Source organism: Pseudomonas sp. SJZ103 (genome assembly GCF_007828335.1).
Classification (GTDB): Bacteria; Pseudomonadota; Gammaproteobacteria; order Pseudomonadales; family Pseudomonadaceae; genus Aquipseudomonas.
This window is the reverse complement of the sequence record NZ_VIUN01000003.1, coordinates 583020-599884: the sequence shown is the minus strand read 5'-3', so window position 1 is coordinate 599884 and position 16865 is coordinate 583020. Positions and strand designations below refer to the sequence as shown.

The window sequence follows — 16865 nt, the reverse complement described above, 5'->3', positions numbered from 1 at the left end:
CCTCCCACAAGGGTTCTATAGTGAATCCAGGATTGTGTCTGGCGCACTTATACCCTGCCAACATGTAACTTTTTGTCATGCATGTACCTGATTAAACTGCTCGGGTATTTCTAATTCCGAGTTACCTGTTCATGACTTCCCTCGCTGCCCCCACCCTTGCGGCTGCAGCCAAACCCACCGCTATCACCCCGCCTGTATTTGGCTCGCGCATCATCATCGGCCTGGTCGGCGTGTTGCTGGCGGTACTGGTGTCCGGTCTCAACGAGATGGTCACCAAGGTGGCCCTCGCGGATATTCGCGGTGCGCTGTACATCGGTTTTGACGAAGGCACCTGGCTGGTCGCTGCGTACACGGCCACCTCCGTGTCGGCCATGGCCTTTGCGCCCTGGTGTTCGGTGACGTTTTCCCTGCGGCGCTTCACCCTGTGCGCCATCGGCCTGTTCACCGTGCTTGGCATCCTTTGCCCGTTTGCGCCCAACTACGAAAGCCTGCTGCTGCTGCGTACCGTCCAAGGCCTGGCGGGTGGCGCATTGCCGCCGATGCTGATGACCGTGGCGCTGCGCTTCCTGCCGGCCAACGTCAAGCTGTATGGCCTGGCCGGCTACGCGCTTACCGCCACGTTCGGGCCGAGCCTCGGCACGCCGTTGGCGGCGCTGTGGACTGAATATGTCGGCTGGCAGTGGGCGTTCTGGCAGATCGTCGGGCCGTGTCTGCTGGCGATGGCCGCCGTGGCTTACGGCTTGCCGCAAGACCCGCTGCGCCTGGAGCGCTTCAAGCATTTCAACTGGCGCGGCCTGCTGCTGGGGTTTCCGGCGATCTGCATGCTGGTGATCGGCATTCTGCAGGGCAATCGCCTGGACTGGTTCGAGTCGGGCCTGATCACCTTCCTGCTGTGCGGCGGCAGCGTGCTGCTGGTGCTGTTCATGTTCAATGAATGGTCGCACCCGATGCCGTTTTTCAAGTTGCAGATGCTCGGCCTGCGTAACCTGGCTTTTGCCCTGATCGTGCTGGCAGGCGTGCTGATGGTGCTGACCTCGGTGATCATCATCCCCTCGAGTTTCCTCGCTCAGGTCCAGGGTTATCGCCCCCTGCAAACCGCGCCGGTGATGCTGCTGATGGCGCTGCCGCAATTGATCGCGCTGCCTCTGGTGGCTGCGTTGTGCAACCTGCGTTGGGTCGATTGCCGCTGGGTACTGGGGATCGGGCTGGGGATGTTGGTGCTGTGCTGCGTGGGCAGTGCGCACCTGACCTCGGCGTGGATTCGCGACGATTTCTACGGCCTGTACCTGCTGCAAATCTTCGGGCAGCCCATGGCGGTGTTGCCGCTGCTGATGCTTTCCACCGGCAGCATCCAACCGGCGGATGGGCCGTTCGCCTCGGCCTGGTTCAACACCGTCAAAGGCCTGGCCGCCGTGATTGCCACCGGTGTGCTGGATGCGCTGACCACCCAGCGCCTGCACTTTCACTCGACCATGCTGGTGGACCGCCTGGGTAACTCGCCGCTGGCCGACGGCGATGCGCCGGGCCTGGCCCACCGCCTGCACGAGCAGGCCGTGGTGCTGACTTCTTCGGATCTCTATTACGTCATGGCCGCTGTCGCGGTGGCGTTGATCCTGCTGATTTTCTGGATGCCCACGCGGATTTTTCCGCCTCGCGCACCAACCTAGCCACAAGGACTTCCCATGAAACGCAAAGACAAAATCGCCGTCTCCGTTATCGCCGTGTTTGCCGTCGGGGTGCTGGTGTACCTGGTTGCGCCCGGCCTGTTGGGCAACAAGCGCCAGGCTACCAACGACGCCTTCGTCGCCGCCGATTTCACCCTGGTGGCGCCACGTGTGGCGGGCTTTATCAAGGAAGTGCTGGTGGAAGACAACCAGCGCGTCAAGGCCGGCCAACTGTTGGCGCTGATCGACGACCGCGATTTTCGCGCCGCCGCCCAGGCCGCCGACGCCGACACCCTGGTCGCCCAGGCCCAGCTGAAAAACGCCACCGCGACCCTGGAGCGCCAAACCTCGGTGATCGCCCAGGCCCAGGCCACCGTGGCGGCAGACCGCGCCGAAGTGGCCTTCGCCGAACACGAACTGAACCGCTACAACCACCTCGCCGGCGTGGGCGCGGGCACCGTGCAGAACGCCCAGCAAGCCAAGACCCGCATCGACCAGGCCACCGCGCGCCTGGCTAACGCCACGGCGGTGCTGGCGGCCGAGCGCAAGCAGGTGGAAATCCTCACGGCCCAGCGCGATGCCGCCGAAGGTGGGCTCAAGCGTGCCCAGGCCGCGTTGGAAATGGCCAGCTATCAGCTGTCCTATACGCGCATCGTCGCGCCGGTGGATGGCATGGTCGGTGAGCGCGCGGTGCGGGTGGGGGCCTATGTGACCCCGGGCAGCAAGATCCTAGCGGTGGTGCCGTTGGCCGAGGCCTACGTGGTCGCCAATTTCCAGGAAACCCAGCTGTCCCATATGCACGCTGGCCAGGCCGTGCAGGTGCGGGTCGACAGCCTCGACGGGGAGCTGCTCAACGGCCATCTGGAGAGCCTTGCGCCCGCCACGGGTGTGACCTTCGCGTCGGTCAAGCCGGATAACGCAACCGGCAACTTCACCAAGGTGGTGCAGCGTATCCCGGTGAAGATTGTCCTCGAACCCAACCAGCCGCTGACTGAGCGCCTGCGGGTCGGCATGTCGGTCGAGGCCAGCGTCGACACCCAGCCGGTCGCGCAGCAGCGTGAAGTGGCCCAGCAATGAAACACCTCGCCTGGCTCACCCTGAGCGTTATCAGCCTGAGCGCCTGCACCGTGGGCCCGGACTTTCAGCGCCCGCACACCTCGCAAGCCACGCAATGGAGCGAACCTCAGGGGCGACAAGCCGCCAGCCGCGCTGTCAGCGAGCCGCTGCAAGAGCGCTGGTGGGACGTGTTCCACGATGAGCAACTGTCGGCGCTCACACGCCGCGCGCTCAGCGATAACCTCGACCTGAAACTGGCCAGCAGCCGTCTGCAACAAAGCCGCGCCGTGCGCCAGGTGACCACCGCCGAGCGCTATCCCACTGTCGACGCCACGGGTGCCTACCAGCGCAAACGCAACAGCGGCAAAGGCTTGAACGACCCCTCCGGCGAAAACGGCCGTTCCGCGTTCAACCAGTGGGACGCGGGGTTCTCGGCGTCCTGGGAGCTGGACTTCTGGGGCCGGGTCAAACGCGAAACCGAAGCCGCCGACGCCACCCTGCAAGTGGCGGAAAACGACCGCCGCGCCGTGTTGTTATCGGTGCTGGCCGAGACCGCCCAGGACTACATCCAACTGCGCGGCGTGCAAAATACCCGCGCGGTGACCGAGCAAAACCTCGACGTCGCCCGCCACAGCCTCAAGCTCTCGCAACTGCGCCTGGCCGACGGCGTGGCCACAGACCTGGACGTCGCCGAAGCCGCCGCCCAGGTCGCCGCCATCGAAGCGCGCCTGCCGGATCTGCAGCAACGCCAGGACCAGTTGATCAATGCCCTCAGCCTGCTGATGGGCGAGCCACCTCAAGCCCTGCACGCGCAATTGTCCAAGGATGCTGCCGTGCCGCAGACCCAACGCCAGGTCGCCATCGGCCTGCCGTCAGAACTCGCCGAGCGCCGCCCCGACATCCGCCAGGCCGAAGCGCGCCTGCACGCCGCCACCGCCAGCATCGGCGTGGCCAAGGGCGACTTTTACCCGCGCATCACCTTGTCCGGCAGCCTCGGCTCCCAGGCCATGCAACTGTCGGATTTCGGCTCCTGGGGCTCCCGCGCGTTTGCCTTCGGCCCGCAAGTGAGCCTGCCGCTGTTCAATGGCGGCCGCCTGCAAGGCATGCTGAACCTGCGCGAAGCCCAGCAACAGGAAGCGGCCCTGGCCTACCAGCAAACTGTGCTGCGCGCCTGGCATGAAATCGACGACCAATTGACCCGCTACAACGCCAGCCAACTGCGCCGCGACAGCCTCGCCGAAGCCGTGCGCCAGAACCAGATCGCCCTGACCACCGCGCAGCACCAGTACGTCGAAGGCGTGGTGGATTTCGTCAACGTGCTCACCGTGCAAAGTGCGCTGCTGGCCACGCAGGAGCAGTGGGTGGAGAGTTCTACCGGCGTGTCGTTGGCGATGGTGGGGCTGTACAAGGCGTTGGGGGGAGGGTGGGAGTCGGTGTATCCGCTGGCAGAGGTTCGGCGCTGAAATTGGAGCAGAAGTCGCTGTGAAGCAGCGAGAGAAACCCAGTGCTACTTCTAAGACTGCAATAGCATGAAGGTAACATCATCTTCCGTTGAGCAATTTTCGAGGGTTTGCCCTGCGATAGCCTTGAACTGGTCTGCGGCTGAAAGCTCGGCCCAGAACCCATCGGTAGCCAAGATCCATGTTGTACCTTGGGTGATCTGCATGGATTGAATATGAGGCTCATGGGCCCGTCGGTGGCTCATGCAGTTGAGCAGCGTTTTGCGCGCGGGGCTGCTGGCGATGAATGAATGGCTCAGATCACCTTTCCAGTTGGGGCCGCAATGAGGTGGGCTCAGCCAGTTCATGCTTTGATCTGTCTCCAGGTAACCCAGACAGCAGTCACCGGCGTGAATGGAGATGGCCGTTTGGCCAACCACCAGCATTACGAGATAGCTGGTGGAGGCAAATGGAAAGTCTGGGCATATATTCGAGTGCACTTCGTCCAGTGAAGTAAGTACCCGTTTCAGGGCGTGATCGGGACAAGACACGACAGAAGGTTGCGCGCCGGAAAAGCACTCAAGCAGATGGTGGCTCAAGGCTCTCGCTAATTGCCCGCTGCCTGGTTTTGAGGTGCCGTCGGCAATCACGTAGAGGTACGCACCTGAGTTCTGTGTGGAACCGCTTGCATCGCGATTTTCTGTTCTATGAGTTCCTTTGCGACTGAGGCTCGCGTGCAGGATCAAGCGGCCACTCCCAGCTTAATCAATGCCTTCAGGCGTCCGTAAATCAACGCCTCACGATCGTGATCTTGAGCGGTGCTTTGGATTACGTCGTGAAATGCGGATAGCGACAGTAATGCGGTGAATTGTTCGCTCACGAACTGCCGCAGGTCGATGGGTGCACACTTCACCTCTTCAATGAGTTCTTCCCTGCCGTCCAATAGCGCGATGATGTCTTCTATGTCGTTGGACATCAGCACATCGCCACGACCGCGACCCTGATAAGCCTGCAGTTTTGCGGCGAGAAACCACGGTGCGGCAAATACCTTGATGAGCGTTCCGTTGGGTAGTGTGTAGTCGACGGCATTTTCCAATCCGCCGATGAACCAAGTATTGGCAAAGCCCAATACCTTCTGCTCGGTGGGCATAAAATCGACTTTCAGATTGCCCAGTCGTAAACGACAGGTTACCGAGTCTTGGCCGGTATTTTTGAAGCCTCGGTGTTTCAGCGTTTCTTCCAGGCGATACCAGTCAGTGGTGCCGGCCAGGTGAATGACCAAATCAACATCATCCGTGCCGCGAATCGATTCCAGGGTGTATTCATCGGTGATAAGCAAAACGGTGGTGCAACCGCCGACGAAGGCGACTTGCGTGCGCAACTCTTCGCCCAACGCCTCAGCAACCTCCTCAAGCATTTGCAGCATCATTGTTCTGTTGGACGTCACAGGATCCACTCCCGCAGCATGGCATCGGCCACTTTGGCTTCGCGAGGGCCCCCGATGCGGATGGCGTCAACGAGGGCCAGGAAATGATAAAGAAGCTCATCTTTCTTCACCGCGCCAGGAACCGTTTTATACAACGGTGTGATTTCCTGACCTTTGCTTTTTCCGTATGCGTCCGGCCAGACGGGAATGAGGTCGCCGCCGCTCATCACTTTTCCCGCCAAGACTGGTGCGGCGAAGGCTGTCGGAATACCGCGAACGATAGGGCCTGGTTTAACCGGGAAAATATAGCGGATGCCGTACGTGACCAAATCAAGCAGTGCCTTGCTTCTTACCAAAGGAATTCCGTCGGTGTGGCTCGTATAGATCAAGCCAATTTCCCTGCAACGATTCAGGGATGAGGAAACCTCTGTTTTGCTTAGGCCCAACGCTGAGGACAGCGCTCTCACAGAATAGGTTTGTGAGCTGTGTCCTTCAAAGTCTTCGTCTACTCCATCCCAGCCCCGCCAGTCATCAATTGACGAAAGTTGAACAGTTTCGAAGTTTTGAATGTAATCCGGAAGATTTTGAAACCCGAGGCTCGCGCTCTCTTTTTCCACAGAGAACACTCGTTTTTTTACGCGCTCCCCTTTGGCCTGTAGTTCCAGGCTGATCAGTTTGAACAGGATGACGATGTCTTGACTTTTCATGGGGCTCCAAAAGCGAGTGTCCTCTGTCCGCGGACAGAGGACACTTTCTTGCACAGGGTTGACACTCATGTCAACGGTTTTGCAAAAACACCACATACCCCCGAAACCACTCACTCTCCTGCAAATACCCCGGCTCCTCCCACTCCCCGCCCTGAATCAAACCGATTTTGAACGGCAGCCCCATCCGGTTCATCCGTGGCAGATACGCCGCGTAATCCGGAATGCTCTGGCGGCCCTGATACGTCTGTACCACCACTTCATCCACCACGCCCTTGAGCTGGGCGATGGCGGTGGGATCGGCGTTGCTGCTCCAGTCCATCAGGCCGGTGATGCTCAGTTTCAGATCGGCCGGCAGGCGCTGGCGCAGGTCGCGCAGGAAGTCGGCGTACTCGTGCAGGTATTGGGTGCGGGCGTCGAAGTCGATCTGGATGCCGACCACCGGGTTGCCTGCGTCGCGCCAGCGTTGTACCTGGCCGAGCAATTGGGTGTAGACCTGTTCGGGCCAGTGCAGGGTGTGGGCGCGGTAGACCACCCAGACCTCGCCTCGGGTGAGGCGCGGCACGCTGATGCCTTGGGCGATCAGTTGCACACCACGCTGGGGCGCGCGGCGGGTGGCGTTGATCTGGCCCTGGAGGATGTACAAGGTCTTGGCCTGCTTGAGTACCGGCTGCGGAGTGACGCCGCTCCACAGCCAGAAGGCGTCATAGTCGCGGGCATCGACGGCACCGAATGCCGGGCTTGCCAGCAACAGCACGCCCAGCCACAGGTGTTTCACCAGTAGTACTGCAGCGATTTGCCCCACTGGGTGTCGGCGAAACCACTTTTCAGTTGGCGGAACCAGGCTTTGCGCACGGCGGGCTCGACGTCCTGGCCGCCGCAGCTGTTGTAGCCGGCCGGCGCGTAGCAGTTGATGGCGCGAAACAAGGCGTAGGCCTTGTCGTTTTTTGGCGCCTTGGCGTTGGCGATGACCTGCTTGTAACCGTCGAGCCGCGAGAAGGTTTCACCCTTGAAGTCCGATGCGCTGCTGCCCAGGCTGCCGGCGGCACGGGCTTGTTCCAGGGGCATGCCGTCCAGGCCGTTGCGCAGGATGAATTCGCCGAAGCAGTTCAGGGCCTGGGGGTTCTTCGCGTCGGTCTGCAAGGTCGCGGCGGTTTGCGCGATGCTCGGGCAGGCGTAGCCGGATTCGGCCTTGTCGCCGTTCCACTGGAACAGCTTAAGCGTCTGGCTGGCGCTGTAGACATAACCCAGGCTGGTGCCCAGCTTGTCCTCGGGGGCCTGGGCCGGCAGTTGCTTGAGGTCCTCGGCGAACGTGGCGAACTGGCCGTGCAGCAGGTCTTTGTAGAGCAGCACGAATTGCGCCGTCTGGCGCTCCAACGGATCGCTGGCCTGGGCGATCTGCTGGCGCAGCAATTCAGGCCCGGCGACGTTGCGCAGCAGGATGTAGCGCACTTGTTTGGCGCTGATCGGCGAATCGCTGGCGAACACCTTGGCCAACTGGCCGCTGCGCTCGTAGTTCATGGCCAGGGCCAACTCCAACTGGTCGCGTTGCAGCGGCAGTTTTGCCAGTGGCAACAGCTGCAGCCACAGGGCCTCGGCGCCTTTCCAGTCCTGCTTGGCTTCCAGTGCCAGGGCGCGCAGGGTCTGTTGGCTGAAGGCAAAATAGTTCAGGTTCGACGGCACGCTCTGCGGCAACTGCTTCAAGGCGGCGTCCGGTTGATGCTCGATATACAGCGCGCACACGGCCAGCAAGTACTCATAGAGCTCTGGCTCGCTGGCGAACACGGCCTTTTGCTTCTCAAGGTCTGCGCGGCTGATGGCCGGCTGGTTGCCGCCGCGCATCACCATCAGGTCGCTGACGAGCTGGATCATCGGGGTCTTGACGGTATCGCTGTTGACCATCAACAGCTTGAGGTCAGCTTCTTCTACCAGCTCATCCTCAGACACATTGCGCTGCTCGTCGGTGGCCGTCAGTGCCCAGGCGAACGCGTCGGCGAGCTGGGTGTTGTCGTCGGCCAGCCAGTACACCCGGCGCAGCAGACCGTGGGCCGAGGCCGCGTATTCGCCCTGTGGATAAGTCTTCAGGTAGGCGTTGAAGCCCTGCTCGGCCGTGGCCAGTGCGGGCTTATCCACACGGTCCAGGTGCGGCATGCCGTCTTCGTCATAGGTGTCGGCCTGGGCCTGGTTGAGCGCTGTGCGGGCGGTCATGTACAGCGCGGTTTCCTTCAGCCACGACGACTGGGCACTGCCGACGCCAGCAAAGCCTTGCGCGGCCTCGGCGAAGCGGCCGCTGTAGAAATCGGCGGCGGCTTGCAGGTAGGTGCGAAACAGTTGGCCGTCAGCTGACTGGATCTGCTGCGCCTCGGCGATCACCGGGCCATCCCAGGTGCAGGTGGTGAGCAGTTGCAGCCGCGCCTTCGCCAGCAGCGTGCGCTCGGCCGCCGGCATATCGGCCTTGACCACTTGGCGGATAAACGCCGTGGCGCTGTCATCGTCGTTGCTGCGGCAGCGGCTGCCTTCGCCATTGAGGAACGCTTCGCCGGCGGTTTTGTACGCCTCGCGCTTGATGCCCAGGGGCGTCAGCAGGGTGTCGAGTTCGGCGGTAGGCGAATCGTCCGAGTCGGGCTCAGTCTGGGCGCTGGAGGCAGCGGCCAGGCGATACACCGGGAACGGCACCGGGCCGAACCCCTGGGCCAGGTCATCTTCGCTCAACGCCTTGGGCGCCAACGGCGCGGCCTTTTTGTCGGCCAGCAACAGGCGCAGGTTGACCCGGCTGTCATTGCCTGGGCTCAGGAACGGCACGTTGTTGCAAGGGTCCAGGCTGTCACGCGAGACACGCCAGTCGGGGTAGCACGAATCGTCGGAGCTGGCCTGGGCCTGCTGGGAAATACCGGCCAGCAGGGCCAGTGCCACGGGAGAGAGAAAACCGATGCGCATGACGTGTCCTTGATCCTGGGGCCTTGGAGGGCGGCAATCATAGCTCGAACGATAAAAGATCTGGGGTGAAGACCTACACAAAAAACGGAATTCTCCGATTATGGTGAGTGGCAATTTAACTGCACTGACCTAGACTGCCGGCTACCACAGGGAGTAGTGATGTATGGAGCAGTTGCGTAGCTGGGCGTTGGGTTTTTCCTGTCTGTTGGGTGTGGCGCAGATGGCTATGGCAGAGGAGCCGTTGCTGGACCATTCCCCGCCGTCAGTCGATGCTGGGACCGCTGGCGAGGCCCGTGGCGTATTGCGCGCCCGCGACCAGGCGATGCTGGCCAGCGAATTGTCCGGACGCATCGTCGACTTACCGTTCAGCGAAGGCGAGTCATTCAAGAAGGGTGACACCCTGGCGCGCTTCGATTGTTCGGCCTACCAGGCCCAGCTCAACGCCGCATCGGCGGCCAGCCGCGGTGCCGGTGAAGAGCTGGCCCATAACAAGCAATTGGCTGCACTGAATTCCGTCGGGCGTTTCGAGGTGGCCCGCGCCGAAGCCAAGCTCACCGAAACCCAGGCCCAGTCTCAGGTCTACCAGGTGCAGGTCAAGCGCTGCAGCGTATTGGCGCCGTATGACGGCCAGGTGGTGCAGCGCAAAGTCCAGCGTTATGAAAGCGTTTCGGCCGGCGCGCCGCTGCTGGAAATCGTCGATAACCGCAGCCTGGAAATCCACCTGCTGGTGCCGTCTCGCTGGATGGGTAAGCTCAAGCCCGGCCAGACCTTCAGCTTTACCCCGGATGAAACCGGCCAGGCATTCAACGCCACCGTCAAACGTCTCGGCGCACGCATCGATGAAGGTAGCCAGACGCTCTTGCTGGTTGCCAGTGTGACCAATGCCACCGGATTGATGGCGGGCATGAGCGGTACTGCCCACTTCGCGCAACTGCAATGAACGCCCCGATGCCGGGCAATACCGAGCGGGTATTCGCCCAGTTTTTGGCGCTTGAGCACCAGACTCGTGCCGCCCGAACCACCGAGCAGTTGGCCTACAGCCTGGTCAACGACGGCCAGCCGTTGTTCGGCTATCGCCATGCGGCGCTGCTGATCGCCGGCAAAGTGCGGGCGGTGACGGCGGTGAGCAGTGTCGACCCGAATGCGCCGTTTGTGGCTTTTGTCGAGCAGGCTGTGGCGCAATTACACAAGCAGGCGCTGAGCCAGGCCGCACGGGTGGTACCGGCCGAGCAATTGAGCGCCCAGGTGCAGGCCGACTGGCAAAGCCTCTCCGCCGGCCATGTGTTCTGGCTGCCCTTGATTGACCCGCAAGGCCGTGTGTTCGGTGGTTTGTGGCTGGCGCGGGACACCCCGTGGAACCCTGCCGAGCAGGTGTTGCTGGCGCAGTGGGGCGATACCTGCAGCCATGCCTGGCTCGCCCTGCAACCGCGCCAGCCGTGGCGGCTGCGCCTGATCCGCAAGCGCCAGGTGCTGGTCGGGGTTGCGCTGTTGCTCGCGCTGCTGATCCCGGTGCGCCAATCGGTATTGGCGCCGGCCGAAGTGGTGCCGCTGGCCGGGCAGGTGGTGGCAGCGCCATTGGACGGGGTGATTGCCGAATTCCTGGTCAAACCCAACCAGGTCGTCAAGACCGGCGACCTACTGCTGCGCTTTGAAAGCACCACCCTCACGGCTCAGGCCGATGTGGCGGCGCGCGCCCTGGGCGTGGCCGAAGCGGAACTCAAAGCCAATGCCCAACGTGCCTTTGCCGATCCCGAATCCAGTTCGCGCATCGACCTGCTGGCCGCGCGGGTCGAGCAAAAACGTGCCGAACGTGACTATGCCCGCGAGTTGCTCAAGCGCAGCGAAGTGCGCGCCGAACGCGACGGTATCGCGGTATTCGCCGACGCCGAACGCTGGACCGGCAAACCGGTGCAGACCGGCGAGCGCCTGTTGCAGATCGCCGACCCCGCCCAGGCTGAGTTGCGCATTGAGCTGGCGGTGGGCGATGCGATTGCGCTGGAGCCGAACGCCGAGGTCGCGCTGTTCCTCGACAGCGACCCGTTGCAGCGCCATCTCGCCACCCTGCAACGCGCCGCCTACGAGGCCCAGCCCACTCCGGGCGGGCAACTGGCCTATCGTCTGGACGCGCAGTTCGATGAAGCGCCGCCGCGTATTGGCCTGCGCGGTACCGCGAAGATCTTTGGCGAACGTGCGCCGCTGGCCCTGTACCTGTTGCGCCGACCGCTGGCGGGCCTGCGCCAGAGTGTGGGCCTGTGACGAGCCTGCCCAAGCTGCGTGAGGACCTGCAACTGTCCAGCGCCGGCGCCGCCCTGGATGGTTCGCCGCGCTGGACCCTGGCCGACCCGGTACGCGGGCGCTATTTCAAGCTCGGCGCGACCGCCATCCGCCTGTTGCGCCACTGGGCATTGGGCGACCCGGAAAAAGTCCTGCAAGCCGCCAACTGTGAGCCGGGCCTGCCCTTGGGTGGCAGCGAGGTGGATGAGTTGCTGAGTTTTCTGCGCGCCCACGACCTGATCGCCGCCCTCGACCCCGAACAACGGGCCAGCTACCTGTCTAAAGCCGCCGCGCAGAAAAAAAGCCTGGGGAAAGTCCTGCTGCACCAATACCTGTTTTTCCGCATCCCGCTGTGGCGTCCGGACGCTTTTCTCAACCGGGCATGGCCGTGGCTGGCGCGCTTCGGGCCGGGTCTGTTGCGCTATGGTTTGCCGATCATCCTGGGGCTCGGCGTGTTTCTGGTCGCGCGGGATTGGCAGCGGTTCCTGGCGACCTTCCCGCACCTGTTCAGCCTGGGGGGCGCCCTGGCCTTTGGCACCGCGTTGTTTTTCGCCAAGCTGTGCCATGAGTTCGGCCATGCGTTCATGGCCAAGCGCGCCGGCTGCCGGGTACAGAGCATGGGCGTGGCGTTCATGGTGATGCTGCCGATGTTCTACACCGATGTGAGCGACGCCTGGCGCGTCAATGATCGCCGCTCTCGCCTGATGATCGGCGCGGGCGGGGTGATGGCCGAGTTGTTACTGGCCTGTGTTGCCCTGCTGGCCTGGTCGCTGTTGCCGGACGGTCCCGCCCGTACGGCGGCGTTCATGTTGGCCAGTGCCACATGGCTGACCACCTTGGCGATCAACCTCAACCCGTTCATGCGCTTTGATGGTTACTTTTTGATCAGCGACTTATGGGGTGTCGATAACCTGCAAGGCCGCGCCTTCGCCCTGTGCCGCTGGCGCCTACGTGAGTGGCTGTTCGGCTACAGCGAGCCGGCGCCGGAGCCCTGGTCGCCGACGATGCAGCGACGCCTGCTGTGGTGGGGCTACCTGGCGTGGTTGTGGCGAGCGGCGTTGTTCCTGGGGATCGCCTTGGCGGTGTACCACCTGTTTTTCAAATTACTCGGGATCTTCCTGATGCTGGTGGAGTTGGTGTGGTTCATCTTCCTGCCGATCTTCAAGGAATGGCGCGAATGGTGGAGCCGGCGCAGCCAGGCCTATGCACCGCGGGTGCTGCTGACCGGCCTGGGGTTACTGTTGATCCTGCTGGCGCTGGTGGTGCCATGGCGCAGCGCCGTGGAACTGCCGACGATGCTCGAGGCGGGACGCGCCAGTGCGCTGCATGCGCCGGTGGCGGCGCGGGTCAAGGGGCTGAAGGTCGTCGATGGGCAAGCGGTGACCCAGGGCCAGGTGCTGATTGAGCTGGAATCCCCCGACCTCGATGCGCGGCAAAGTATCGTGCGCCGCGAAGTGGAGATCCTGCAGTTGCAGATGCGCCGCCAGGCAGGGCGCATCGAAACGGCGGCGGACGCAGGCATCAACGACCAGCGACTGTCCCAGGCGCTGGCCGAGTACCGTGGCCTGGCCGCCCAGCGTGAGCGCCTGCTGTTGCGGGCGCCCCATGCGGGCATCGTGCGCGATGTGCTGCCGCAGTTGAGCGTGGGCCGCTGGCTGTCCCCCAAGGATGCACTGGCGCGGGTGGTGGAAGATGGCGCACGCCTGCGCGGCTATGTGGCCGAAGCCGAGTTGTGGCGCGTGGCGCCGGGGGCGACCGGGCGTTTTATCGCCGATGATCCGATGCACGCCGCCATCGCTGTGGAATTGACCGACATCGACGCCAATGGCGTGGCCTACCTGGATCAAGAGGCGCTGACCTCCGACCACCATGGGCCGATCGCCGTGCGCCGTGACGAAAACCAACGCCCGGAGCCGGTACAGGCCCAATACGGCGCTCGCTTGAAGAGTGTGCAACCGATCCCGACACCCCATCAGCCGCTGCGCGGTGTGGTGGTGTTGCAAGGGCGCAGCGAGTCGGTGCTGGGTGTGGCCTGGCGACGGGCCGCAGCACTGGGCGTTAGGGAAAGCGGGTTCTGACAGGAGTTGAACGCGATGTTAAACAAGGAAGGCGCTTTGGCGCAGGGCCTCTCGGTGCGCCCGTCACGCAGTACCGACGAGCCGTTTTTGCACAGGCTTTACCGCTCGGCACGCGCGGACTTGCAGTGGATCGATGGTGAGCAGGCCCTGGTGGAAGAGGTGATCGCCCAGCAGTTTCAGGTTCAGGAGCGCGGTATGGGCGAGCACTTTCCGGGTGCGCTGCATTACGTGATCGATAAACTCGATACCCCCATCGGCGCCTTGAGTGCCGACTTCGGGCCTAATGAGATCCGCGTGTTGTACCTGGCGTTTATCCCCGCCGCCCGAGGCCGGGGCTTTGGCCGGGCAGTGCTGCAGGGCGTGCAGCAAGCCGCACAACAGGTGTGTTGCCCGGTGGCCACGGTGGTCTGGGCGAGTAACCCCCACGCGCGCCAGCATTACCTGGCGCTGGGGTTCCGGGTGGAGGAAGAGACGCCTGCCGCTCAGCGCTTGGTGTGGTACCCGTCTCAGTTGAACACGATGCAGAAATAACCGCGCTGCGCGTCACGGCCCATGGCGGGCTCGCGGGACACAAACACGTGTTCCAGGCAGGTGTCCGTCAGTGGCAAACGGCACAGGCCATCGACGAAGTCGGTAGGTTCCAGGCTGTTGAGCAACACACTGAACGCCCCGCGAGGGCTGCCCGGCATGCTCGCTTGCGGCGCATCGTCCAAGCGCTGGATCTGGATCGGCAGCGCCGAACCATCGGGCAGGTACAGCACGCTCGTACGATTCAGCAACGGCCGAAAATGCTCAGGGGTGACCAGGTTCAACATAGGGAGCTCCGCGTCAGAAGGGCCGAGGCCTGCAAGCCTCGGCCACGTGCAGGTGTCAGCTGCGTGATGGAAAGATCCCGTTCAGGGCAATGCTGAAGTTGATCGCCAGGAACGGATTCATCGACCCCATGGGCAGGCCTTGGCCCGTGGGCGCGATGGTTCCCGTCACCGTGGAGGCGACGCCCTTGAGCGGTACCGGGTTGACACCCTGTTGGTCGGAGTAGATCGAGGCACTGCCCGGTCCTGTGCCGGAAGCACCGATAAACGCGTTGGTGGCGGTGGGCACGTTCACTGGGTTGCTGGTGACGCTGGTCAGTTGCACCGAGGTGCTGATGGCGAGGGTCGTTGCATCGTGGGTGTGGGCGGGCAGGTTGGCCAGGGTGGCCGTGATGCTTTCGGTGCCGGCGAATTCGCCCATGACCCGCGGCGACAGCGCTGTACCGTTGCCTTGGCCGATAGGTAGCCGACCTTGCAGGTCAGGCAGCTTGAACGTTTGCACGCCATCGCCGCCGTAGGTGACGCCTATCAGGGCGAACAGCGTTTGGAACTGGCTGAGTGAAAGGGTCTGACCGGCGCACAAGGCCCAGTCTCGTGGGGCGAAATTAAACGCGAAGGGTTGGATGGTGCCGATGAATACTTCCATGAATCGTTCATCCTTGTGTGGGCTTTACGGGGGTGTGACGCCAATCGACCGGGCGTCACCGCAGAGCGTAGACGCCGCTTTTGTTCGCTGCCTGCTGCTTTCGAAACAGCGAGCGAATCGGAGGCTTTTGACCTAGAGTGGCGACTGTTTGTGCATGCACGGGTTTTGCCTTGGAAACAAGCAATGGCAAGGGAATTGAGGTGCGACGGTCTGTGGTAGAGCAAGACGAAAAGGTTGCGGCCGTTGCCGCTTACAACGGCGCTTGGGCAGGTGCCGGATGGCTGAGCCGGCTATGGTGGTTTCCGATTCTGGCGCTGGCCATGGCCCTGCGTTTTTATGGCCTGACGGCGGCGGCGATCTGGGGCGACGAAGGCTCCAGCCTGCTGCTGAGCGAATACGCCGTGGGCGACCTGTGGTTTCACGCCGCGCACGATGTGCATCCACCCCTGTATTTTTTCATGCTGCGTGGCTGGATCGAACTGTTTGGCGACGGGATCTGGTCCATACGCAGCATGAGTGCGCTGCCCGGCGTGGTGGTTGTGGGGCTTGGCGTCTGGCTGACACGCCAGCTGTCGACCCAGCGTGCCGCCGTATTGGCCGGCGTACTGCTGGCGCTGATGCCCACGGCGGTGCGCTACAGCCAGGAAGTGCGGATGTATTCGCTGCTTGGCGTGTGGCTGCTGGCCGCCACGCTGGCGCTGGTGTATTGGGTGCGTCAGCCCGAACGCAGTCGCTGCCTGGTGGCCTATGTGTTGCTGATGGCCGCCGGTTTCTACACCCACTACTTCACCGCGTTGTGCGTGCTGGTGCATTGGGCGTGGCTGGGCGTGCTGTGCACGTCCCAGCGGCCTGGCGAGCGCTTGATTCTGCGTCGGCAGTGGTGGCTGGCCAACGTGACCATCGTGCTGTTGTACCTGCCTTGGCTGCCGAACCTGCTGGGCCTGGTGCAGCATTTCGATGAACTCAAGGTGGGCGGCGATGTAGGCTGGGAAGAACCGGTCAGCCTGCTCTCCGTGCCGTCGATGATCTGGCAGTTCCTGCTCCAGGATGAGGGCCTGGGCATTTGGGCGCCGCTGTTCTGGCTGTTCCCGTTGCTGCTGCTGGGCGTGGTCGGTGTTACGGCCTGGCGTGATCGCGAGCGTTATCGTCCGGCCAGCCTGTTGGCGCTGTTCTTCCTGTTGCCGCTGTTACTGGTCTACGGCGTGTCGTTTATCTCCCCGGTGTTTATCGAGCGTTACCTCACCGTATACGCCCTGGGGTTGCCGATTCTGGTGGCGATAGCCATCGACCGCTTGCCCTCGCGCCTGTCTTTGCCGGGTGCGGCGTTGTTCGTGCTGTTGGTCGGTGTGGAACTGCTGGGGTTGAAGAATAACTTTACGGTGGATGAACATGACCAGTTCAACGGGCCAGTGGAGTTCGTCAATCGCAACTACCAGGAAGACGACCGCATCGTCCTCAGCGACATGCTGTGGTACCTCAGCTACGTGTATTACGACCAGACCGACGCCCAGTTGCAGCTCTACACCCCGCCCAAGGCCGATGGCACGCCAACCCGGCCGAATGCCTACGGCTTTGGCACCCTGGTGGACCAGGACGGTGGGCGCATCTACCTCGACCGCTTGTCGGATTTGCCGGCCGATACCCGGCGTGTCTGGCTGATCAGCAGCAACGAACAACCGGACGAATTTGCGCCGCTGCCGGCGGATTGGCGACTGATCAGCCAACAAGACGGCGGCGGGGCGAGGGCGCGTCTCTACGTGCTATGCCGAGGGCCAGCGCCCTTGCGCCCGGAAGGTTGCCGCTAATACCCATTCGTTATGAAAGGAATG

The 16865-nt window shown here is 62.9% G+C and carries 15 protein-coding genes; 8 read left to right on the top strand and 7 right to left on the bottom strand.

Features of this window, described 5'->3' with window-relative positions:
- Positions 1-131 precede the first annotated feature (131 nt).
- The 3 genes from FBY10_RS10775 to FBY10_RS10765 are packed head-to-tail and all read left to right on the top strand — an operon-like array spanning position 132 to position 4183.
- A complete protein-coding gene (locus FBY10_RS10775) occupies positions 132-1667 on the top strand; it encodes an MFS transporter (protein ID WP_131700477.1) in 1536 nt (511 codons plus the stop codon).
- Positions 1668-1682: 15 nt separating this feature from the next.
- Positions 1683-2741 carry an HlyD family secretion protein gene (locus tag FBY10_RS10770; RefSeq protein WP_131700478.1) on the top strand — a complete coding sequence of 353 codons (1059 nt, stop codon included), beginning with the start codon at positions 1683-1685 and terminating at the stop codon, positions 2739-2741.
- Entirely contained in the window at positions 2738-4183 is a 1446-nt protein-coding gene (locus FBY10_RS10765) for an efflux transporter outer membrane subunit (RefSeq protein ID WP_131700479.1), read from the top strand. Before FBY10_RS10770 ends, FBY10_RS10765 begins: the two co-directional genes overlap by 4 nt.
- Before the next feature lie 50 nt (positions 4184-4233).
- Here FBY10_RS10765 and FBY10_RS10760 read toward each other — a convergent pair whose 3' ends face one another.
- The 5 genes from FBY10_RS10760 to FBY10_RS10740 form a co-directional block, all read right to left on the bottom strand.
- The gene (locus FBY10_RS10760; protein ID WP_131700480.1) at positions 4234-4905 is read right to left on the bottom strand and encodes a protein phosphatase 2C domain-containing protein; all 672 of its coding nucleotides are present in this window, start codon (positions 4903-4905) and stop codon (positions 4234-4236) included.
- Positions 4902-5588: a hypothetical protein gene (locus tag FBY10_RS10755; RefSeq protein WP_131700508.1), complete on the bottom strand. Its 687-nt coding sequence runs from the start codon at positions 5586-5588 to the stop codon at positions 4902-4904. The genes FBY10_RS10760 and FBY10_RS10755 overlap by 4 nt, the downstream gene beginning before the upstream one ends.
- A gap of 14 nt (positions 5589-5602) precedes the next feature.
- Entirely contained in the window at positions 5603-6292 is a 690-nt protein-coding gene (locus FBY10_RS10750) for a hypothetical protein (protein ID WP_131700481.1), read from the bottom strand.
- A 70-nt stretch (positions 6293-6362) separates the two neighbouring features.
- Entirely contained in the window at positions 6363-7067 is a 705-nt protein-coding gene (locus FBY10_RS10745) for a DUF3142 domain-containing protein (protein ID WP_131700482.1), read from the bottom strand.
- Positions 7064-9226, bottom strand: a complete 2163-nt coding sequence (locus FBY10_RS10740) for an outer membrane assembly lipoprotein YfiO (protein ID WP_145335686.1) — start codon at positions 9224-9226, stop codon at positions 7064-7066. Before FBY10_RS10740 ends, FBY10_RS10745 begins: the two co-directional genes overlap by 4 nt.
- A gap of 220 nt (positions 9227-9446) precedes the next feature.
- Between FBY10_RS10740 and FBY10_RS10735 the strand changes: the two genes are divergently transcribed.
- The 4 genes from FBY10_RS10735 to FBY10_RS10720 are packed head-to-tail and all read left to right on the top strand — an operon-like array spanning position 9447 to position 14109.
- The gene (locus tag FBY10_RS10735) at positions 9447-10166 is read left to right on the top strand and encodes an efflux RND transporter periplasmic adaptor subunit (protein WP_371920971.1); all 720 of its coding nucleotides are present in this window, start codon (positions 9447-9449) and stop codon (positions 10164-10166) included.
- Positions 10163-11482 (top strand): efflux RND transporter periplasmic adaptor subunit, encoded by a 1320-nt coding sequence (locus FBY10_RS10730; protein WP_145335689.1) that lies wholly within the window; start codon positions 10163-10165, stop codon positions 11480-11482. The genes FBY10_RS10735 and FBY10_RS10730 overlap by 4 nt, the downstream gene beginning before the upstream one ends.
- Positions 11479-13578: an HlyD family efflux transporter periplasmic adaptor subunit gene (locus FBY10_RS10725; RefSeq protein ID WP_145335691.1), complete on the top strand. Its 2100-nt coding sequence runs from the start codon at positions 11479-11481 to the stop codon at positions 13576-13578. The genes FBY10_RS10730 and FBY10_RS10725 overlap by 4 nt, the downstream gene beginning before the upstream one ends.
- 15 nt (positions 13579-13593) lie before the next feature.
- The gene (locus FBY10_RS10720; protein ID WP_145335693.1) at positions 13594-14109 is read left to right on the top strand and encodes a GNAT family N-acetyltransferase; all 516 of its coding nucleotides are present in this window, start codon (positions 13594-13596) and stop codon (positions 14107-14109) included.
- On the opposite strand, the gene FBY10_RS10715 is transcribed toward FBY10_RS10720, so the two are convergent.
- On the bottom strand, positions 14085-14393 hold the full coding sequence (locus tag FBY10_RS10715) for a hypothetical protein (protein ID WP_131700488.1): 309 nt from the start codon (positions 14391-14393) through the stop codon (positions 14085-14087). The two genes, FBY10_RS10720 and FBY10_RS10715, sit on opposite strands and share 25 nt — an antisense overlap.
- Before the next feature lie 55 nt (positions 14394-14448).
- The gene (locus FBY10_RS10710; protein ID WP_131700489.1) at positions 14449-15036 is read right to left on the bottom strand and encodes a phage tail protein; all 588 of its coding nucleotides are present in this window, start codon (positions 15034-15036) and stop codon (positions 14449-14451) included.
- A gap of 200 nt (positions 15037-15236) precedes the next feature.
- On the opposite strand from FBY10_RS10710, the gene FBY10_RS10705 reads away from it, so the two are divergent.
- Positions 15237-16841: a glycosyltransferase family 39 protein gene (locus tag FBY10_RS10705; RefSeq protein ID WP_145335695.1), complete on the top strand. Its 1605-nt coding sequence runs from the start codon at positions 15237-15239 to the stop codon at positions 16839-16841.
- Positions 16842-16865 lie beyond the last annotated feature (24 nt).